13 protein-coding genes, 1 pseudogene and 1 riboswitch are annotated in these 21,432 nt (G+C 66.5%); of the genes and pseudogenes, 7 read left to right on the top strand and 7 right to left on the bottom strand.

The genetic code is table 11. The annotated features are described in order from the left end of the window. Positions 1–24: 24 nt before the first annotated feature. From AC1Q5A_RS08700 to zwf, 4 genes are all read right to left on the bottom strand, one after another. The gene (locus AC1Q5A_RS08700; RefSeq protein ID WP_492700221.1) at positions 25–681 is read right to left on the bottom strand and encodes a bifunctional 4-hydroxy-2-oxoglutarate aldolase/2-dehydro-3-deoxy-phosphogluconate aldolase; all 657 of its coding nucleotides are present in this window, start codon (positions 679–681) and stop codon (positions 25–27) included. Positions 682–814: 133 nt separating this feature from the next. Next, positions 815–2,632, bottom strand: coding sequence for a phosphogluconate dehydratase (gene edd / locus AC1Q5A_RS08695; protein WP_492700220.1), 1,818 nt, complete (start codon positions 2,630–2,632; stop codon positions 815–817). 178 nt (positions 2,633–2,810) lie between these two features. Next, positions 2,811–3,524: a 6-phosphogluconolactonase gene (gene pgl, locus AC1Q5A_RS08690; protein WP_492700218.1), complete on the bottom strand. Its 714-nt coding sequence runs from the start codon at positions 3,522–3,524 to the stop codon at positions 2,811–2,813. A 100-nt stretch (positions 3,525–3,624) separates the two neighbouring features. Next, complete coding sequence (zwf, locus tag AC1Q5A_RS08685) at positions 3,625–5,088, bottom strand: glucose-6-phosphate dehydrogenase (RefSeq protein WP_492700216.1); 1,464 nt, start codon at positions 5,086–5,088, stop codon at positions 3,625–3,627. Positions 5,089–5,391: 303 nt separating this feature from the next. Between zwf and AC1Q5A_RS08680 the strand changes: the two genes are divergently transcribed. The 3 genes from AC1Q5A_RS08680 to nagA all read left to right on the top strand — a co-directional run bounded on the left by AC1Q5A_RS08680 (position 5,392) and on the right by nagA (position 8,475). Further along, a complete protein-coding gene (locus tag AC1Q5A_RS08680; RefSeq protein WP_492700214.1) occupies positions 5,392–6,144 on the top strand; it encodes a GntR family transcriptional regulator in 753 nt (250 codons plus the stop codon). A 10-nt stretch (positions 6,145–6,154) separates the two neighbouring features. Further along, complete coding sequence (locus tag AC1Q5A_RS08675) at positions 6,155–7,186, top strand: SIS domain-containing protein (protein WP_492700212.1); 1,032 nt, start codon at positions 6,155–6,157, stop codon at positions 7,184–7,186. 140 nt (positions 7,187–7,326) lie between these two features. Further along, the gene (gene nagA / locus AC1Q5A_RS08670; RefSeq protein ID WP_492700210.1) at positions 7,327–8,475 is read left to right on the top strand and encodes an N-acetylglucosamine-6-phosphate deacetylase; all 1,149 of its coding nucleotides are present in this window, start codon (positions 7,327–7,329) and stop codon (positions 8,473–8,475) included. Positions 8,476–8,578: 103 nt separating this feature from the next. Here nagA and AC1Q5A_RS08665 read toward each other — a convergent pair. Together AC1Q5A_RS08665 and AC1Q5A_RS08660 are read right to left on the bottom strand one after the other, a co-directional pair. Further along, positions 8,579–9,636, bottom strand: a pseudogene (locus AC1Q5A_RS08665) (IS3 family transposase). A 276-nt stretch (positions 9,637–9,912) separates the two neighbouring features. Further along, positions 9,913–10,653, bottom strand: coding sequence for a hypothetical protein (locus AC1Q5A_RS08660; RefSeq protein ID WP_492700208.1), 741 nt, complete (start codon positions 10,651–10,653; stop codon positions 9,913–9,915). A 549-nt stretch (positions 10,654–11,202) separates the two neighbouring features. After that, a riboswitch (cobalamin riboswitch) is annotated at positions 11,203–11,434 on the top strand. A 131-nt stretch (positions 11,435–11,565) separates the two neighbouring features. On the opposite strand from AC1Q5A_RS08660, the gene btuB reads away from it, so the two are divergent. Both btuB and AC1Q5A_RS08650 read left to right on the top strand, forming a co-directional pair. Continuing rightward, positions 11,566–13,416 carry a TonB-dependent vitamin B12 receptor gene (gene btuB / locus AC1Q5A_RS08655; protein ID WP_492700206.1) on the top strand — a complete coding sequence of 617 codons (1,851 nt, stop codon included), beginning with the start codon at positions 11,566–11,568 and terminating at the stop codon, positions 13,414–13,416. Between the two features lie 206 nt (positions 13,417–13,622). Beyond that, positions 13,623–16,793, top strand: a complete 3,171-nt coding sequence (locus AC1Q5A_RS08650; RefSeq protein ID WP_492700205.1) for an efflux RND transporter permease subunit — start codon at positions 13,623–13,625, stop codon at positions 16,791–16,793. A gap of 45 nt (positions 16,794–16,838) precedes the next feature. Here the strand turns inward: AC1Q5A_RS08650 and AC1Q5A_RS08645 are convergent, their stop codons facing one another. Further along, positions 16,839–17,204 (bottom strand): IS3 family transposase, encoded by a 366-nt coding sequence (locus tag AC1Q5A_RS08645; RefSeq protein WP_492700203.1) that lies wholly within the window; start codon positions 17,202–17,204, stop codon positions 16,839–16,841. A gap of 513 nt (positions 17,205–17,717) precedes the next feature. Between AC1Q5A_RS08645 and AC1Q5A_RS08640 the strand changes: the two genes are divergently transcribed. Beyond that, positions 17,718–18,923 carry an acetyl-CoA C-acetyltransferase gene (locus tag AC1Q5A_RS08640; RefSeq protein WP_492700201.1) on the top strand — a complete coding sequence of 402 codons (1,206 nt, stop codon included), beginning with the start codon at positions 17,718–17,720 and terminating at the stop codon, positions 18,921–18,923. A gap of 7 nt (positions 18,924–18,930) precedes the next feature. After that, on the top strand, positions 18,931–21,072 hold the full coding sequence (locus AC1Q5A_RS08635; RefSeq protein WP_492700199.1) for a 3-hydroxyacyl-CoA dehydrogenase NAD-binding domain-containing protein: 2,142 nt from the start codon (positions 18,931–18,933) through the stop codon (positions 21,070–21,072). Positions 21,073–21,432 lie beyond the last annotated feature (360 nt).

The raw sequence follows: 21,432 nt of genomic DNA, 5'->3' as shown, positions 1-21,432 counted from the left end.
GGCTGTTGCGCGGCCGGGCAGTCGTCAGCCCGTCCGGCGCAGCCCGGCCGCCTCGCGCGCCAGCCGCTCGATGCCGGCCCAGTCGCCGTTGGCGAGCTTGTCGGCGGGCGTGAGCCAGGAGCCGCCCACGCAGAGCACGTTGGGCAGCGCGAGGAAATCCGGCGCGCTGCTCAGGCTGATGCCGCCGGTGGGGCAGAAGCGGATCTGCGGCAGCGGGCTGGCCCACGCGCCGAGCAGCTTGTGGCCGCCGGCCGGCACCGCCGGAAAGAGCTTCAGGTGGCGGTAGCCGCGCTCGAGCAGGGCCATCGCCTCGCTGGCGGTGGCCACGCCGGGCAGCAGCGGCAGTTCGCTGTCGTCGGCGGCGTCGAGCAGGCGCGGCGAGGTGCCAGGCGACACGGCGAAGCGCGCGCCGGCCTGTTGCGCGGCCGCCAGGTCACGTGCGGTCAGCGCGGTGCCGCAGCCGACCACCGCGCCTTCCACCTCGGCGGCGATCGCGCGGATCGCGTCCAGCGCTGCGCTCGTGCGCAGGGTGACCTCGATGGTCGGGATGCCGCCGGCGACCAGCGCGCGCGCCATCGGCACCGCGGCCTTGGCGTCGTCGATGATCACCACCGGGATCACCGGCGCCAGCCGCATGAGGGTTTCGACTTGCTGCTGCTTTTGTTCGATCGAGCTGGTCACGTGAGGCTCCGTCTTTTTGGCTCCTCCCCCTGCCCGCAGGGGGAGGCTGGGAGGGGGTTGCTCAGGGTTGCGGGGAAGATCAAGAGCGACCCCTCCCCAGCCCTCCCCTGCATGGCAGGGGAGGGAGTTGACGCTACAGCACGCCGGCGCCGAGGTCGGCGTTGGCGGCGGCCTGGCGGAACAGGCCGAACAGTTCGCGGCCCATGCCGCTGTGCTCGCCGGACAGGTCGGCGACGTGCGGCAGGCGGGCGTCCAGTTCGTGTGCTTCCACCAGGACGTCCAGACGTCCGTTCGCCGCGTCCAGCCGGATGATGTCGCCGTCGCGGATCTTGGCGATGTTGCCGCCGGCCACCGCCTCGGGGGTCACGTGGATCGCCGCCGGCACGCGGCCGGAGGCGCCGGACATGCGCCCGTCGGTGAGCAGGGCGATGCGGTGGCCGCGGTCCTGCAGCAGCGCCAGGGTGGGGGTGAGCTTGTGCAGCTCGGGCATGCCGTTCGCGCGCGGACCCTGGAAGCGCACCACCGCCACGAAGTCGCGGTTGAGCTCGCCGCGCTTGAATGCGCCGGCCACCTCGTCCTGGTCGTTGAACACGATCGCCGGCGCCTCGATCAGCAGGCGGTCGTCCGGCACCGAGGAGACCTTGATCACCGCGCGGCCGAGGTTGCCTTCGAGCATGCGCAGGCCGCCGTCGGCGCGGAACGGTTCGTCCACGCCGCGCAGCACGCCGCGGTTGCCGCTCTGCTTGGCCACCGGCACCCAGGCGATTTCGCCGGCCTCGTCCAGCTGCGGCACGCGCGTGTAGCCTTCCAGGCCGGTGCCGAAGATGGTCTGCACGTCGCCGTGCAGCAGACCGGCGCCGAGCAGCTGGTCGATCAGGAACGCCATGCCGCCCGCCTCGTGGAACTGGTTCACGTCGGCGTAGCCGTTCGGGTATACACGCGCCAGCAGCGGAATCGCCTTGGACAGCGCGTCGAAATCGTCCCAGCGCAGCTGGATGCCGGCGGCATGCGCGATCGCCACCAGGTGCAGCAGGTGGTTGGTGGAACCGCCGGTGGCGTGCAGGCCGATCACGCCGTTGATGATCGCGCGCTCGTCGATGATGTGGCCGAGCGGCAGGTAATGGTCCCCCAACGCGGTGAGGCCGGCGACGCGGCGCACCACCTCGGCGGTGAGCGCGTCGCGCAGCGGCGTGTCCGGCGCGGTGAAGCTGGCGCCGGGCAGGTGCAGGCCCATGATCTCCATCAGCATCTGGTTGGAGTTCGCGGTGCCGTAGAAGGTGCAGGTGCCGGGCGCGTGGTAGGAGGCCGCCTCCGCCTCCAGCAGCTCGGCCTTGCTCGCCTTGCCGTCGGCGAACGCCTGGCGCACCTTCGACTTCTGTTCGTTCGGGATGCCGCTGGGCATCGGCCCCGACGGCACGAACGCGCCGGCCAGGTGGCCGAAGCTCAGCGCGGCGATCAGCAGGCCCGGCACGATCTTGTCGCAGATGCCGAGGTACAGCGCGCCGTCGAACATGTCGTGCGACAGCGCCACCGCGGTGGCCAGCGCGATCACGTCGCGCGAGAACAGCGACAACTGCATGCCGGCGCGGCCCTGGGTGATGCCGTCGCACATCGCCGGCACGCCGCCGGCGACCTGCGCGGTGACGCCGGCGTCGCGGGCGATCTGGCGGATCAGCGCGGGGTAGCGCTCGTACGGCTGGTGCGCCGAGAGCATGTCGTTGTAGGCGGTGACGATGGCGAGGTTGGCGCGGTGGCCGCTGCGCAGGGCAGCCTTGTCCTCCGTGCCGCAGGCGGCGAAGCCGTGCGCGAGGTTGCCGCAGGACAGGTGCCCGCGCTGCGGCCCGCTGCGGTCCACCGCGTCGATCCGCTTGAGGTAGGCCGCGCGCGTCTCGCGGCTGCGTTCGCGCAGGCGTTCGGTGACTTCGGCGACGACGGGGTGGAGCGTGGTCATGGCAGATCCGGAAGCGTTGGGTGAAAGGGCAGGAGCGCAAGCAACAGCATGCGTTCCATAGATGTCGACCAGGCGCGTTCCTGCATCCCGTCGACCCGGCGCGCCCGGCTATCGCCCGACGAGCCTGCGTCCGAGGACCCATCCCTGGGTCGCGCAGCGGGCCGCTGGAAGCGTCCCGCTACGGACACCAGTACACCGCCACCGGCACGCGTTGCTGGGTCAGCACTGCGCGCACCGGGTAGTGCTGCGCCTCGCCGAGGCCGAGCCGCGCGTCGGCGAGCAGGTCGCGTTTCTTCTCGCCGGCCACCAGCAGGTACAGCGCACGCGTTTCCAGCAGGGTCGGCAGGGTCAGCGTGATGCGCGGTTCGCCGGCGCCGGGCGCGCGCATCGGCAGCACGCGGGCATGGCCGCCCAGGTCCAGCGCCTCGGCCAGGTGGTCCCCGCCAGGGAAGAACGAGGCGGTATGCCCGTCGTCGCCCATGCCGAGCACCACCGCGTCGAACGGCAGCGGCAGCGCGTCGATGTGCGCGCTGGCGGCGCCCTGGCCGGCTTCCGGGGTGGCGTCGCCGGTGTACAGCGGCACGAACTGCGCCGCGGCGGCGGCCTGCTGCAGCAGGCGCGATTTCACCAGCCGCGCGTTCGAGCGCTCGTCGGTGTCGGGCACCCAGCGTTCGTCGACCAGGGTTACCTGCACCCTGGCCCAGTCGAGTTTCTCGTGCGAGAGGCGGTCGAAGAAATCTTTCGGCGTGCTGCCGCCGGAGACCGCCAGCACGGCGTGGCCACGTTCGGCCACGCCGCTGCGCAGGCGCTCGGCGACGCGTTCGGCCAGCGCCGTGGCTTGTGCGCGGCAGTCGGTGAAGCTGTGCGTGGTGACGTTCAAGGGGGGATGCATGGTGGTGGTGATGCGTCGGTCGGCCGAGCGTCCGGCGCAGCCTTCGTGGCCAGGGGAAGTTCAGTCTGCCGCAGGCCGATGCAGCGGCAGGTGAACCGGGTCATTCACTGTCTTCGTTCCAGGTGCGGCCGTCGCGTTCGATCAGCGCCACCGCGGCGCTGGGCCCCCAGGTGCCGGCGGTGTACGGCCGCGGCGGCTCGCCGCTGTCGGCCCAGGCGGCCAGGATCGGGCCGGCCCAGCGCCACGCCGCCTCCACTTCGTCACGGCGCATGAACAGGGTGGGGTTGCCGCGCACCACGTCGAGCAGCAGGCGTTCGTACGCGTCGGGCTGCTGCACGCCGAACGCCTCGGCGAAGCTCATGTCCAGCGGCACGTGGCGCAGCCGCAGGCCGCCCGGGCCGGGGTGCTTGATGGTCAGCCACAGCTTCACCCCCTCGTCCGGCTGCAGTCGAAGCACCAGCCGGTTCTGCGACAGGGTGCCTGCGTCGGGATTGAAGATCGAATGCGGCACCGGCTTGAAGGTCACCGCGATCTCCGACACCCGGCTCGACAGACGCTTGCCGGTGCGCAGGTAGAACGGCACGCCGGCCCAGCGCCAGTTGGCGATCTCCGCCTTCAGCGCCACGAAAGTCTCGGTGTTCGACTTGCTGTTGCCCAGTTCCTCCGGGTAGCCCGGCACGCTGGCGCCCTCGGCCACGCCGGCGCGGTACTGGCCGCGCACGGTGAGCTGGGCGGCGTTGCTGTCGTCGATGGTTTTCAGCGAATGCAGCACCTTCAGCTTCTCGTCGCGCACCGCGTCGGGCGCCAGCGAAGAAGGCGGCTCCATCGCCACCATGCACAGCAGCTGCAGCAGGTGGTTCTGCACCATGTCGCGCAGCGCGCCGGCATGGTCGTAGTAGCTGGCGCGATGGCCCACACCTACGGTCTCGGCCACGGTGATCTGCACGTGATCGATGTGCGCCGAGTTCCACAGCGGCTCGAACAACGCGTTGCCGAAGCGCAGCACCAGCAGGTTCTGCACCGTCTCCTTGCCGAGGTAGTGGTCGATGCGGAAGGTCTGCGATTCCCCGAACACCTGGCCGACCGCGTCATTGATCCGGTTGGCACTGGCCAGGTCGCGGCCGATCGGCTTCTCCAGCACCACGCGCGAGGCGCCCTGGTTGAGCTTGTACTGGCCCAGCCGGGTGCAGATGTCGACGAACAATTCGGGCGAGGTGGACAGGTAGAACACCCGCACGTGTTCGGGCTGCTTGCCGATGAGCGCGGCGAAATCGTCCCAGCCCTCGTCCTTGCGCGCGTCCAGCGGGCGGTAGAACACCTGCTGCAGGAACACGTCGAGCTGCGCCGCGGCGCACACGCCGACCAGCGCCTCGCGCAAGTGCGCGCGGTAGCCGGCGTCGTCCAGCGCTTCGCGGGCGATGCCGACGATGCGGCTGCTGGCCGGGATCTGGCCGTCGAGGAAACGGTGGAACAGGGCCGGCAGCAGCTTGCGCACGGCGAGGTCGCCGGTGCCGCCGAAGATCACCAGGTCGAACGGTTCGACCGATTGGGGAGAAGCAGTCACGCAGTCACCTCGACACGATGCCGGATGGCGGGCAGGGGCGGATGGCCGGTCTTGCCCGGGGTCGTTGCTGATCGTACCAGTGAAATACCAGCACGGCCACCGTTATGCATACGAATTCATCGAACGCTTTCGCCCGGTGGCGCGAGCCGGATCGCTGACTGCCCGGGCATACTCCCTCATCATGCGGGAGGCAGGCGTCGGGCCGCCGGATATGCTCCCGCCACGTTCGGGGTTCGGCTGCCGGAGCGGCGGTGGGGGCGACAGGGCTTGCAGTCACTGGTTTGGTATTGGTATGTTTGCCGGATGGAAACCGTCCTGGCCAACGAATACCGCCGGATCTGCCACGATCCGGCCGCGCACCAGCCGCTCGCCTACCTGCGCCTGCGGCAGGCGATCCGCAACATCGTCGGGCACCGCGACATCGAGCCGGGCCACGCCCTGCCCAGCGAACGCGACCTGTCGCAGGCGTTGAAGCTGTCGCGGGTGACCGTGCGCAAGGCGATCGCCGGCCTGGTCGAGGAAGGTCTGCTGACCCAGCGCCACGGCGCCGGCACCTTCGTCGCCGAACGCATCGTCAAGCCGATGTCGCGGCTGACCAGCTTCACCGAGGACCTGCGCGACCGTGGCCTGTCGCCGCGCTCGGAATTCTTCGAACGCGGCATCGGCGAGGTGACGCCGGAGGAGTCGATGGCGTTGAACCTGTCGCCCGGCTCGCTGGTGGTGCGGCTGCATCGCGTGCGCTACGGCCAGGACGAGCCGCTGGCGATCGAGCGCAGCGTGGTGCCGGCCAGCGTGCTGCCCGACCCGCACCTGGTGCGCGACTCCCTGTACGAAGCGCTGGAAAAGCTCGACGCGCGCCCGCGCCGCGCGCTGCAGCGGCTGCGCGCGGTGTCGCTGAACGCCCAGCAGGCGCGGCTGCTGCACGTCGGCGTGGGCAGTGCCGGGCTGAACATCGAGCGGCGCAGCTTCCTCGACGACGGCCGCGTGGTCGAGTTCACCTGTTCCTGGTACCGCGGCGACATCTACGACTTCGTCGCCGAACTGCAGACCGACTGAAAGGACCGCCATGGACGCCCGCGACACCCTGATGTACCAGGAAGCGCGCGAGTCGGCCGCGGTGGTCGCGCGCCAGTTCGCCGCCAACGAGGCGGTGGTGGCTGCGCTGGCGCGGGAGCTGCGGGCGCAGCCGCCGCGCTTCATCGTCACCTGCGCGCGCGGCAGCTCCGACCATGCCGCGGCCTACGCGAAGTACGTGTTCGAAACCCAGCTGGGCATCGTCACCGCATCGGCCTCGCCGTCGGTCACCTCGGTGTATGCGGCCGAACAGCGCTGGCAGGGCGCGCTGTTCATCGCGATTTCGCAATCGGGCAAGAGCCCCGACTTGTTGCGCAACGCGCAGGCCGCGAAGGTGGCTGGCGCGCGCGTGGTGGCGCTGGTCAACGTGGAGGATTCGCCGCTGGCGGCGCTGGCCGACACGGTGATCCCGCTGCACGCCGGGCCGGAGCGCAGCGTGGCGGCGACCAAGAGCTACATCGCCGCGCTGGCCGCGGTGCTGCACCTGTGCGCCCGCTGGCGCGACGACGAAGAGCTGGGCGCCGCCCTGCGCGTCTTGCCGGATGCGCTGCGCGCAGGCTGGGACGCGGACTGGTCGGCGCTGGTCGACGGCCTGGCCGGTGCGCACAACCTGTTCGTGGTCGGTCGTGGCTACGGCCTCGGCATCGCGCTGGAGGCGGCGCTGAAGTTCAAGGAAACCTGCGGCCTGCACGCCGAGGCGTTCAGCGCGGCCGAGGTGAAGCATGGCCCGATGGCGCTGGTCGGCCCGGATTTCCCGGTGCTGTGCTTCGCCCAGGATGACGACACACTGGACAGCACGCTGACGGTGGCGCTCGAGTTCCGCAGCCGCGGCGCGCAAGTGTTCGTGGCGGCGCCCGGATTGCACGGAACCGGTACGTTACCGGTGGCCGGCGGCCTGCCCGCGCTGTGCACGCCGCTGCTGACCATCCAGAGTTTCTACCGCGCCGCCAGCGAGCTGTCGTTGCGCCGCGGTCTCAATCCCGACCTGCCGCCGCACCTCAACAAGGTCACCGAGACGGTCTGATCCGCTTTCTCCTCCCCCTGCTTGCAGGGGGAGGCTGGGAGGGGGTGGCGCTTTTGCGGCAAGAGCGACCCCGCCCCAGCCCTCCCCTGCAAGCAGGGGAAGGGGTAACCCCGCGCACCACATGCATTTCGAGGCGTCCCATGACCATTGCGCTCACCAACGCCCGCGTGCTCACTCCCGACGGCTGGCGCGACGATCTTGCCGTGCTGCTGGACGGTGGGCGCATCGCCGACCTGCTGCCGCCCGCCGATCCGCGCGCACGCGGCGCACAACGGCACGACCTGCGTGGCGCGATGCTGCTGCCCGGCTTCATCGACGTGCAGGTCAACGGCGGCGGCGGCGTGCTGTTCAACGAGGCGCCCACGGTGGAGACGCTGCGCCGGATCGGCGCCGCGCACCGGCGCTTCGGCACCACCGGCTTCCTGCCGACGTTGATCAGCGACCGCGTAGAGGTGATGCGCGCGGCGCTGGCCGCGGTGGAGCAGGCGCTGGCCGAAGGCGTGCCCGGCGTGCTCGGCATCCACCTGGAAGGCCCTTACCTGGCGCCGGCGCGCAAGGGCGTGCACGACCCGAAGTATTTCCATGCGCCGGGCAGCGACGAGCTGGCGCTGCTGTGCGCGCCGCACCGCGGCGTGCGGCTGATCACGCTGGCGCCGGACCAGGTGCCGCTGGCCGATATCGGCGCGCTGGTGGACGCCGGCCTGATCGTCTGCGCCGGGCACACCGCGGCCGACTACGCCACCACCCGCGCTGCGCTGGATGCCGGCGTGCGCGGCTTCACCCACCTGTTCAACGCGATGACCCCGTTCGGCAGCCGCGAGCCCGGCGTGGTCGGTGCCGCGCTGGAGGATGCGGCGAGCTGGTGCGGCATCATCGTCGACGGCCACCACGTGCACCCGGCCAGCCTGCGCGTGGCGATCGCCGCCAAGCCGCGCGGCAAGATGCTGCTGGTCACCGACGCGATGCCGCCGGTCGGCGCGGATCGCCCCGACTACGTGCTGAACGGCGAGACCATCACCGTCAGGGACGGCATCTGCCAGACCGCGCAAGGCGTGCTGGCCGGCTCCGCGCTGGACATGGCTGGCGCCGTGCGCAACGCCGTGCGGCTGCTCGGCCTGCCGCTGGACGAGTCGGTGCGCATGGCCAGCACCTACCCGGCCGAATTCCTCGGCCTCGGCGCCAGCCATGGCCGCATCGCGCCGGGTTATCAGGCCGATGTGGTGGTGCTGGATGATGACTTCCGCGTCCAGCGGAGCTGGATTGCTGGTGTGGGGAGGCGGTGCGAGTGATTGGGTGCGAGGGGGTTTCGGCAACGCCGGGGGGGAAGAGCACGTGCGCGTCTCTGACCCCGGCGGCGAAATGGTGACCCTGAAGCGTCCTCGTTATTCCGAGTCACCCGGAAGTAGAGGTGGTTGATGATGCCATGGCGTAGGCGACGGGCGAGAGTCCGCCGAGTGAGCGATGGGGTCGTTGATGGTTGTAGCGATGACGCCAGTCCTCGGTCATGCGGCGGACCTCGTGCAGGCTGGTGAAGACGTAGCGGTCCAGCACCTCGGTGCGGAAGGTGCGGTTGAAGCGCTCGATGTAGGCATTCTGGGTTGGCTTGCCGGGCTGGATGTGCAACAGCTCGATACCGTGCTGTTGAGCCCACTGCCGCAGCGCGGCGCTGATGAACTCCGGGCCATTATCCAGACGCAGACGACGGAGCGCCCCGCGCAGCTCGACCAGTTCGCCCAGCGCGCGGACCACCCGTGGAGAAGGCAGGCTGGTGTCGATCTCGATCCGCAGCGATTCGCGGTTGAAGTCGTCGTTGACGTTGAAGGTACGGAAGCGGCGCCCAGACCACAGGGCATCGGCCATGAAGTCGGCCGACCAAGTGGGGTTGGCCTGGTCGGGAATCGCCAGTGGCTCGCGGATGCGGTCCGGCAGGCGTCGCTTGCCCCGGCGCGGCAAGTTCAGCTTCATGGCCACGTAGACCCGCCAACTGCGGGTTTTGCCGAAGCCATGGCCGGGGTGGTCTTTCACGTGCGCCTCCACCGCCTCGATCAGTGCCGTATCGTCACGCGGTCACGGGGCGTAGTGCCGCGCCGAACGCGACAGGCCCAGCGTGCGGTCGGCACGCCGGGCGCTCAGCCCGTGATGGGTTTGCATCGCCAGACTCAGCTCCAGTCGCCGCGCCTGGCTCAGCCTTTTCGCGACAGGACATCCTTCAGCGCGTGATGCTCCAGCGCCAGGTCGGCATACATGTGCTTCAGCTGGGCCAGCTCGCCCTCGACGTCCTTCAGGTGCCGCAGCTGCGACACCTCCATCCCGGCGTATTTGTTCTTCCAGACGTAGTACGTCGGCTCGCTGATGCCGTGCTTGCGGCAGGTCTCGCCGACCTTCGCTCTGGCCTCGACCTCCTTGAGGATCCGGACGATCTGTTCCTCGGTGAACTTCGACTTCTTCATGCAGAGCTCCTTCGATGGGGAAACTCTACTTCTGACTGACTCGAATTAACGAGGACGCTTCGCTTTCTGTACGAGCAAAAATGCAAGTAGAGCAAAATAGTTAAAGAACATAGTGAACACTATCCATAGTATCTTTCTACCTCCTGCGGATCGATCAGAAAGAACGATGAATATGACCGGAAACGCCCACAAAATTAAAATTAACCAATGCTGCATGGATAACATAGCCCTCTCTCTTAAGTGGATTGGAGTGCACATTCGTTCTAAAATAGACGACTATCTTGGTAGAGTGCAACGCAGTGATGATCCATCCCATGTACATTGTACTGTCTGGCCAGTGCTGTTGCTAAAAGTGGCGCCATAACTTGTGGCCAAATTAACAAAATTTGTCAGATCGGACTGCGGTGCTCCTTGGAAATTGTAAGTTTCAACCCCGCCACCATTACTAACCATTGATGCATTTTCTGGCACAATGTTTCCGTGTGCATCTCTGGCAGTCCCCGGGACTGCCACATAGGAATGCAGCACAAAGTCCATCCGGTATGTGCGTTGGCTTCCATCTGGGAATTTAACAATATAAGTTGCGTTAAAATTTGAAAAGCTGATTATTTTCGACGTGAATGCATTCTCGAGCGTGGCTATAGCCCCTACCAACCCGGGACCCATACCCGGATTGGCCGCGGACAGATCTGGCGCGGAAAAGGCTTTGCCGGCCAAATAATTTATTACTTGTTGGTTATTTGCTGAAGATACAACCGCATCGTAGGCGGTCATTTTACCATTAATATCCACAGCATTGGCTGACAGAATAATGACATTTATAATGGACGAAGCAAATGATTCGAATTTACTCGGTTTTTGGCGATCTGCGAGAAGATTGAATGCATCAATATACGCAGTATAGCCGAGCGTTAAATTATTATTTAAATAAACGTTTTCATAAATATTAAAAATTTGCTGCACGTTGCTTTCAACCGGATAGGTTTGTAACTCACGAGTCCTGGTTGGTGGCCTCACGCCATCATTCACGTCAATATATGAACACGCCTTATAGATGCGATTACTTCTAAAGTCTGCAACATAGTCTATTCCTGAATCACAACTCCGCACCATCTGAGTGATTTGTTGCTGCGTACACGCCTCGCAGCTTGCTGCTGGTATTTGGGTCTGAGCGCTTGCCGCCCCCATAACAAAGAAAGAACTACGATCGATCGCTTTTTAGCTGCGCGCATGAATATTCCTTTTCAGATCGGTTGTGTTTTGACAGGGTGTCTTGTTCGAAAATCTTGTGTCGCAAGAAGTATGTTTCTGTTGCTCGTAATTTACGTACTTCCTTCATTGATAGAAATTGACACGCACCTCGAAATTGATGAAACGTCCAACTCTTAAGAGAGAGTTTCACCATAACATACGAAAATATATGATTCTGTAGGCATTATCTTACATCGCGCTTTAGGCCGAAATCGGGCCAGGTTCATTTCTGCAGTTCTACGCCGGCATGACCGGTCGCCGCTTCCAGTTCGCCTTAACGCCCGCCCGTCAGATTGCCAGCCGCACCCGCCGCCGCTACAGTGCGCAGGTTCAGGTGTCCCGAAGGCGCATTGCCGTAGGGATGAAACGGGAAGCCGGTGCGTGATGCGTGAACGCATTGCAAGGCCGGCGCTGCCCCCGCAACGGTAAGCGAGATCCACGAACGGCGAATGCCACTGTGCGAAGCACGGGAAGGCGCCGCTCGCGGCCTGCGGATCGCCGCCGGCCACTCGCCAGCCCGGAGACCGGCCCGAACGATTCCTGGTGGCTCGCGGTGGGCGAGGCCGAACCACGTGTCGGTCGATCCTGCCCGCCCGTCGTTCCGTCTTCCTCCCATGCCTGTTGCCAGCTCATTGGACACATGAGCCGTGCGCGGGTGCACGGCGTAGAGGAACGAACATGAAGAAGACCCTGCTGGCAGCGGCCCTGCTCAGCTGCACGATGGCTGCCTGGGCGGCCGACCAGAACGACGCGGCGCCGCTGGCTCCGGTGATCGTCACCGCCACGCGCACCGCGATCACCGTCGACGACGCGCTGTCCTCGGTGACCGTGATCACCCGTGCCGACATCGAGCGGCTGCAACCGGTTTCGGTGTCCGACCTGCTGACCGGCCTGCCGGGGGTGACCTTCGCCCAGACCGGCGGCCTCGGCCAGCAGACCTCGCTGTTCCTGCGCGGCACCAACTCCACCCACACCCTGTTGCTGGTCGACGGCGTGCGGGTGGGCTCGGTCAGCGCCGGGCTGGCGGCGTTCGAGCAGATCCCGGTGGAACAGGTCGAGCGGATCGAGATCGTGCGCGGTCCGCGTTCGAGCCTGTACGGCGCCGACGCGATCGGTGGGGTGATCCAGATCTTCACCCGCCGCGGTTCGCACGATGGCGGCCTGCAGCCCTCGTTCAGCGTCACCACCGGCAGCAACAAGCTGCTGAGCGGCCAGTTCGGCGTGTCCGGCGGCGACCAGCATGCCTGGTACAATCTCGCCGTCGGCGCGCTCCACACCCGCGGCATCAACGCCTGCCGCGTCGGCGCGGCCGAGGCATTCGCCGGCTGCTACGTCGACGAGCCGGACCGGGACGGCTACCGCAACAAGAACCTCAGCGCGAACGCCGGCTATCGCTGGGACAACGGCGCGGAGCTGGGCGGCACCTGGCTGCGCAACCTCGGCGAGATCCATTACGACGGCAGCTACCAGAACCGCAGCCGCACCGTGCAGCAGGTCGCCGGCAGCCACCTCAGCTTCAACCCGCTGCAGGCGTGGAAGACCACGCTGAGCGTGGGCCAGAACCTTGACCGCTACGACAACTACGAGAACCAGGCCTTCGTGGGCTACATCTATTCGCGGCGCAACCAGGCGTCGTGGCAGAACGACATCAGCGTGGCCAGCAACCAGCTGCTCACGCTCGGCATCGACTGGCAGGGCGAACACATCGACAGCGACACCGGCTTCCTCGCCAATCACCGCAACGATACCGGCGGCTACGCGCAGTACCAGGGCACGTTCGGCCGCAACGAGGTGGAACTGTCGGCACGGCGCGACCACAACAGCCAGTTCGGCAACCACAACACCGGCGCGACGGCATGGGGCTACCACTTCGATGACGGCCTGAAGCTGTCCGCCAGCTACGGCAGCGCGTTCCACGCGCCGACCTTCAACGACCTGTACTACCCGTACGGCAGCGGCAACCCGAACCTGAAGCCGGAGAAGTCGCGCAGCGCCGAACTGGGCCTGAGCCAGCAGCTGACCGGCTGGAACTGGGCGGTGAACGCCTACCAGACCCGCATCAGCCAGCTGATCGCACTGGACGCCAACTACTACCCGTCCAACCTCAGCAAGGCGCGCATCCGCGGCGTGGAAGGCCAGCTCGGCGCCAACCTCGCCGGCTGGCAGCTGCAGGGCTACCTGACCTGGCTGCAGCCGCGCAACGAAGACGGCGGCGCGAACGACGGCAAGGTGCTGCCGCGCCGGCGCGAGCACACCGCGCGGGTGGACCTGGACCGCCGCTTCGGCGCCTTCGGCGTCGGCGCCACCGTCTTCGCCGCCGGGCGCGGTTTCGACGATGCGGCCAACCGGCACCGGCTCGGCGGCTACTCCACCACCGACCTGCGCGCCAGCTGGCATTTCACGCCGGACTGGCAGGTGGAGGCGCGCCTGGCCAATGTGTTCGACCACCACTACGAAACCGTGTGGTACTACAACCAGCCCGGCCGCAGCGCGTTCCTGACCCTGCGCTACAGCCCCGCCACGCGCTGAACACCCGCCGTACCGCGATCGCCCCGGGTTTGCGCCGGGGCGATCCCCCTGCCTTCCGACACGGGTGGACTTCAGGCACATTCGCCGTCCGTCGGCAGCTGGCATAAAGCCGGCATGATGAATGGAACTCCTGCCCCGGCCGCAGCTTCGCCACGCGCGTACGCCACGCAGCGCCTGCGGCTATGCTTGGGAGCCACGGAAGCGCCATGAACATTTTCGCCCCGCTGATCCGCCGCCCGGTCGGCACCTCGCTGCTCGCGCTCGGCCTGATACTGGCCGGCCTGTGGGCCTACCTGTTGCTCGGTGTGGCCGCCTTGCCATCGCTGGATTTCCCCGGCGTCTACGTGGTGGCCAACCAGCCCGGGGCCAGCGCGCAGACCATGGCGAATACCGTGCTGGCGCCGCTGGAGCGGCACCTGGGCCGCATCCCCGGCGTCGACGAGATGTACGGCAACGCCAACGAAGGGTCCGCCTCGGTGATGGTGCGCTTCAGCATGAGCCGCACCGCCGACAGCGCCGCGCGCGACGTGCAGGCGGCGATCAACGCGGCCGCGGTCGACCTGCCCAGCGGCATGCCGACGCCGCCGCAGTACTTCAAGTTCGACACCTCGCAGATCCCGATCCTGTTCCTCACGCTGACCTCGACCGGGTTGCCGCAGGACCAGCTGTTCGACCTTGCGGACACCATGCTCAAGCCCGCCGTGGCGCAGATCGACGGCGTGGCGCAGGTGCAGGTGTTCGGCGGCACGCCGCACTCGGTGCGGATCGAGCTGGACAACAACGCGCTGGCCGCCAAGGGGCTCACCACCAACGACGTGGCCAACGCGCTGCGCGCGGCCAACGTCACCTCGCCGCAGGGCACGCTGAGCAATGGCCGCACCCAGATGACGGTGAGCGCCAGCGACAGCCTGCAGACGCCGGCCGAGTTCGCCCGCCTGCTGATCTCGGTGAAGAACGGCACACCGGTGCGCCTGTCCGACGTGGCGCGGGTGTACGGCGGCCAGCAGGACGAGTACCAGGCGGCGTGGTTCAACGGTGCGCGCACGGTCGGCCTGCAGATCAGCAAGCGGCCGGAGGCGAACGCGGTGGCGACGGTGGAGGCGATCCGCGCCAGGATGCCGCAGCTGGCTGCGTCGATGCCCTCGAACGTGACGATGTCGGCGGTGTTCGACCTCACCCAGACCACCAAGTCCGCGCTGCACGAGGTGCAGGTGGCGCTGCTGATCTCGATCGCGATGGTGGTGCTGGTGATGCTGGTGTTCCTGCGCCGGCTGCGCCCGACCCTGATCGCCACGCTGAGCGTGCCGCTGTCGCTGGCCGGCGCGTTCGTGGTGATGTGGACGCTCGGCTACACGCTCAACACCCTGTCGCTGGTGGCGCTGGTGCTGTGCATCGGCTTCGTGGTGGACGACGCGATCGTGGTGATCGAGAACATCGTGCGCCACATGGAGCGCGGCGAGCCGCCGATGCAGGCGGCGCTCACCGGCGTGCGCGAGATCGGCTTCACCGTGATCTCGATCACCCTGTCGCTGGTGGCGGTATTCGCGCCGCTGCTGCTCGGCAACAACATGCTGATCATGCTGCTGCGCGAGTTCTCGGTGACGCTGGCCGCCGCGGTGGTGATCTCGGCGCTGGTCTCGCTCACGCTCACCCCGGCGCTGTGCGCCTACCTGCTGGAACATGGGTCGGCGATCCGCAAGCCACCGGGCCGGCTCGAGCGCGCGGTGGAGAACTTCGACCGCCGCCTGCTGCGCATCTACGAGCGGGCGCTGGACTGGGCGATGCGCCATCGCCGCATCATGCGCTGGCAGCCGCTGACCCTGCTGCTGCTCACCTTCGCGCTGGGCTTCGCGGTGGCGAAGACCGCCGGCGGCACCTTCATGCCGCAGGAGGACACCGGCCAGCTGCAGGTCGACATCCGCGCCGACGCCAACATCTCGCCGGACCGGCTGGCCGAGCGGGTGCAGCATGTGGCGACGCTGATGCAGGCCGATCCGACCGTGCTGGACCTGCTCACCATGCTCGGCCGCAACGGCGGCGGCGAGGGTGCGGTGGGCAACGCGGCGCAGATGTTCGTCGACCTGAAGCCGCGCGGCAGCGGGCCCGGCCAGCGCCACGAGAACATCAAGCAGGTGATCGAGCGGCTGTCGAAGCAGTTCGACCGCCTGCCCGACGTGAAGGTGTCGGTCAGCGCCGTGCAGTTCCTCGGCGGCGGCGGCAGCGGCGACGGCGGCGGCCAGTACGAATTCCAGCTGGTCAGCAGCAACGGCGGCGACCTGCAGCCGTGGGCGCTGAAGATGGTGCGGCAGATGCGCACGGTCAAGCAGTTCCGCGACGTCACCAGCGGCTTCGACCAGGTCGGCAAGCAGCAGCTGCTGAAGATCGACCGCGAGGCCGCCGGGCGCCTGCACGTGGGCATCGGCACGATCGACTCGGCGCTGTACAACGCGTTCGGCCAGCGCCAGGTGTCGCAGATCTATTCCGACATCAACCAGTACGCGGTGGTGCTCAGCACCGGCGCGGCGCAGAGCGTGAGTGCCGAGTCGCTGCTGAACGTGCGCGTGCGCAACGAGCAGGGCCGGATGATTCCGCTGTCCGCGCTGGCGACCATCGAGCCGAACATCAGCCCGCTGCGCATACGCCACCACAACCAGCTGGAGGCGGCCACCATCAACTACAACCTGGCCAAGGACGTGCCGCAGGACCTCGGCGTGAAGCTGGTCGAGCAGGCCGCCTACGCGGTGGGCCTGCCTGCCGGCATGCGGGTGGATTTCACCGGCGCCAACCAGCGCCTGAAGCAGGCCCAGTCCAACGGCATGGTGCTGCTGCTCGGCTCGATCCTGGCGATGTACATCGTACTGGGCATTCTCTACGAAAGCCTCGGCCATCCGCTGACCATCCTCTCCACCCTGCCGGCCGCCGGCGCCGGCGCGTTCCTGGCGATGCTGGTGACCCAGACCCAGATCTCGATGATGGCGATCATCGCGATCCTGATGCTGATCGGCATCGTCAAGAAGAACGCGATCCTGATGGTCGACTTCGCGCTGGTCGCCGAACGCGAGCGCGGCTTGCCCGCGCCGGAGGCGATCCGCGAGGCGGCGATGGTGCGCTTCCGTCCAATCACCATGACCACCTTGGTGGCGATGGGCGCGGCGCTGCCGCTGGCGATCGGTTTCGGCATCGGCTCGGAAATGCGCCAGCCGCTCGGCATCGCCATCGTCGGCGGCCTCTTGGTGTCGCAGCTGCTGACCCTGCTCAGCACGCCGGCGATCTACCTGTGGAATCACGACCGCAAGATCCGCAAGGCGGCGCGCCGCGAACGCAAGGCGGAGAAGAAGCGACTCAAGGCGCTGGGCGGAACCCAGGCGGCGATTTAAAGGGACGGAGGTAATTACTAAACCGGAAGAAAGCATCCGAACACATCAGGCGGCATAGCGGACGGTAGGCTCCAGCTGATCGTGCGCGAAATCCATCGACCAGTACTGGTTCGCAGCGACGGGCTTGGGCACGGCGCCGTGATGCAGGCTTAACCTCTTTGTCCGACGCCGGCGCATGCGAACCTGCAGGCCTTCCAAGCGATACAGCCGGTGAACCCGGTTGCGCCCGTCTTTCCATCCCTCCGGCCGGAGCATGATCCATATCCGCTCATAGCTGAACCGCGGTCGGGCCTGAGCGATCTCCCTGATCCTCATGCGCAACGCCGTCTGCGACTTCCGGTACCAGGTGGCGTTGCGCAGCCTGGCCAGCCGGCAGGCCCGCCGCACGCTGACCTGGAAACGCTCGTGCATCCAGTGCGCCAACTCGACGCGTCGAGTTGGCTTCAGACCTTTTTTCGGAGCTCATTTGCCTGCATACGGCAGCAACGATCGTTCCGGACTCCGCTAACCGCAGTGCGTAAGCAATCTGCTCTTCGGTGAGCCTCGACTTCTTCATCGCTCCTCCGATCCCTTTCGGGATGCCTCAAAGCGACCCTACCTCCACTTTTGAATGACTACGAAATTCCGGGATGACGTCAGGTACCCCGCACTTGACCGGAATAGCCAAGCCAGCGCCCACGCCTCGTCATTGCTTGCGTTGGCCATCGTTGCTTGAGGCGATTCGAACCCAGCAAACAGCATCATGGGTTTTGGCACGAATTGCTCTGTGGCTGAACCAAATCGCCATGGTCCCGATGATAAGTCTCTAGGAAAGTATCAGACAGTTACATATTGGATTGCGCCGACGCAGGCCGGAGCATACGGCGAGCGTTGCGTGTACCACCGCTACCGATCGGATCTCCCCCTCATTTTCGTGGAATCGACATGGCTGAAGCCCTTGTTTACGATCATCTGAGAACGCCACGCGGCCGCGGCCGACCAGATGGCGCGTTGCACGAAGTCAGTGCGGCGCAACTGGCGGCGCAAGTGCTCGCCGGGCTGGCATGCCGCAACGACTTCGACACCGCGCTGCTGGATGACGTGATTCTCGGCTGTGCCCAGCCGGTCGGCGAACAAGGCGGCGACATCGCGCGAGCGGCCCTGCTCACCGCAGGCTATGCGCAGACCGTGGCCGGCCAGCAGGTGCACCGCTTTTGCGCGTCCGCACTCGAGGCAGTAAACAGTGCTGCCGCGCAGATCATGGTCGGCGCGTCGCAGGCGACCATCGGCGGCGGGGTGGAATCCATGTCACGCACATCCCTGGGCGCAGACAGCGGCGCCTGGTCCGCCGACCCCGCCGTGGCCTATCAAAACTACTTCGCTCCTCAAGGCATTGGTGCGGACCTGATCGCCACGCTCGACGGTTTCTCGCGTACCGACGTCGACGCCTTGGCGGTGGAGAGTCAACGACGTGCGGCCCAGGCCTGGGACCAGGGATGGTTCGCCAAATCGATCCTGCCGGTACACGACGCGATCGGCGAGGTGCTTCTCGACCACGACGAGCACATGCGACCCGGCACCACACTGGAAGCGCTGGCCGGCCTCAAGCCCTCCTTCACCGGATTGGGCCAGAGCGGCTTCGACGCGGTGGCAATGCAGAAATACCCGCAGGTAGAGGCGATCAACCACGTCCATCACGGCGGCAACTCCAGCGGCATCGTCGACGGCTCGGGCGCGGTATTGCTCGGCAACAAGGCCTTCGGCAGGAAAGCCGGCCTGAAGCCGCGCGCGCGCATCAAGGCATTTGCCAGCATCGGCTCCGAGCCCACCATCATGCTGACCGCGCCGGCACTGGTGACCCAAAAGGTACTCAAGCGCTGCCGCATGACGGTACGGGATATCGATCTGTTCGAGATCAACGAGGCGTTCGCCGCGGTAGTCATGCACTACATGCGCGAGCTGCATCTGGATCCGGCCAGGGTCAACGTGGCCGGCGGCGCCATTGCCATGGGTCATCCGCTAGGCGCCACCGGTGCCATGATCCTCGGCACGGTGCTCGACGAACTGGAGCGCCGCAATTTGAGTACCGCGTTGATAACCTTGTGTGCCGGCAATGGCTTGGGCACGGCAACGATCATCGAACGGGTTTGACGACGATATGACCACCCTGACACTCGACGTTGGTGCCGACGGGATCGCACTGATCACCCTCGACGATCCCTCCATGCCCATGAACGTGCTCTCATCGGAGTTCATTCACGAGCTCACCGCCGCGATCGAGAAAGTCGCTGGCGACGCTGTGATAAAAGGCGCGATCATCACCTCGGCCAAAGCCGCCTTCATGGCCGGTGCCGACCTCAAGTACATCCTGTCGGAAATGGAACGCGGCATCACCGCGCAGGAAGCACGCGACTTCAGTCAGAAGCCGCAAGCCATGCACCGACGGCTGGAAACTTGCGGCAAGCCATTCGTCGCCGCCCTCAACGGCTTGGCGCTAGGCGGTGGCTACGAGCTGGCGCTGGCCTGCCATTACCGGGTCATCGTCGACGATCCCAAGGCCGTGCTCGGCTTGCCCGAAGTCAGTGTCGGCCTGCTGCCCGGCGCCGGCGGTACCCAGCGCCTGCCGCGGATGATCGGCATCGAGAAGTCGTTGCCGATCCTGCTGGAAGGCAAGACGGTCGGGCCAGCCGAAGCGCTGCAACTGGGACTGGTCGATGCCGTGGTGCCGGCCAATGCGCTGATCGACGCCGCGCGGGCGTGGATCCTGACAGCACCGGACGCGGTACGCGCGTGGGACCGCAAGGGTTACCGCAGCAGCAGTGGCCTGCTTGATCGCAACGTGGCCAACATCATGAGCTCCCGCCCAGCCATGATTGCCGCCCAGACGCAGCGCAACTATCCGGCGCCCATCACCATCCTGGAAGCGATCTTCGAAGGCATGCAAATGCCTATCGACAAGGCATTAGAGCTGGAATCGAAGTATTTCGGCCGACTCATGTCCGGCCCGGTCGCGCGCAACCTCATCCGCACCACCTTCGTGAACAAGGGCAAGGCGGCCAAACTGGTGCAGCGTCCGCAGCAGGTGGCGAAGCTGCAAGTGAAGACATTGGGCGTGCTCGGTGCGGGCATGATGGGCTCCGGTATCGCCTACGTGTCGGCCGTCGCCGGTATCGAGGTGATCCTGCTCGACAGCAGCACCGAACTGGCCGAAAAGGGCCGGCAATACTCGGTCAAGCTGCTGGACAAGGCCGTGGAGCGCGGCAAGCAGACCCGCGACAACGCCGATGCGATTCTCGCCCGCATCCATGCCACGGCCGACTACGCCGACCTGACCGGGGCTGATCTGATCGTCGAGGCGGTATTCGAAGACCGCACGGTCAAGGCCGCTGTCACGCGCGCAGTCGAGGCAGTCATCCGGCCGTCCACGATCTTCGCCAGCAACACCTCGACACTGCCGATCTCGGACCTCGCGAAGGCGTCCAGCCGACCGGCTCAGTTCATCGGCTTGCACTTTTTCTCGCCGGTGGATCGCATGCCGTTGGTCGAAGTGATTGTCGGCCACGACACCAGCCAGGAAACCCTCGCCCGGGCACTGGATTTCGTCGCGACGTTGCGCAAGGTGCCGATCGTTGTCAACGACTCGCGCGGTTTTTACACCAGCCGGGTGTTCCAGACCTTCATCCACGAGGGCATGAGGATGCTTGAGGATGGTGTGGAGCCGGCACGGATCGAGAATGCGGCGCGTGCGGCCGGCTTTGCCCTGGGGCCGCTGGCGCTGGTCGATGAGGTCACCATCGAACTGCCATGGAAAATAGTGCAGGAAGCCGAAGCCGCACTCGGCGAGCGCTTCACCAAGCCCTGCGCCTACGAGGTGATGCGGCGCATGCTGCAGGAGATCCAGCGCCCCGGCCGGCGTTACGGCAAGGGCTTCTACGAATACGCCGCTGACGGCACCCGTCACCTGTGGCCGGGCCTGCAGCAGGCTTTCCCGCCGTCGCCGCAGCAACCAGACAGCGAGGAGCTGAAACGACGCTTCCTCTATGTGCAGGCGCTGGAGACAGTACGCTGCCTGGAGGAAGGCGTGCTTGCCCACGCAGCCGATGCCGACGTCGGCGCGCTGCTGGCTTGGGGGTTCCCGAGCTGGACCGGCGGTCCGCTGAGCCTGATCGACACCGTTGGTACAGCCAACTTCGTACGCGAAGCCAACCGCCTGGCGAAGGTCTACGGCCCGCGCTTCCGGCCTTCCGCGTCGCTGAAGGCTCGCGCCAGTAGCGGCGTGAATTTCTACCCGGCCGCGTGAAGCACAGCAACTCCCAGTCCGCAAAAGAGATTGCCGAAGTTGAACGCGACCGGTGATAGAACAAGTCCAGATCGAGCCCATCGACACCGGCGCGATGGGGCGACAGTTCGTCCGGGAGAGGCCGCATGACAAGCGTGTTGGCCCACGCACCAGGTCGTCGCTTGTCGTGGAACGAATTCACCGAGACTGGCGGACTGCATTCAACAATGCCGGAGTCACCATGAATTCCCCCGCCAAGCATGTCCCCGCCAGCGCCACGCAGACGGAAACCACCCCGTTGCGCTTCGTCACCGCGGCCAGCCTGTTCGACGGCCACGACGCGGCGATCAACATCATGCGGCGGATCATCCAGTCGCAGGG

It is taken from the genome of Rhodanobacter sp. GW835-FHT13D09 (assembly GCF_058793995.1).
Note: the sequence above shows the minus strand (reverse complement) of the source record. Positions and strands in the feature narration are given on the sequence as shown.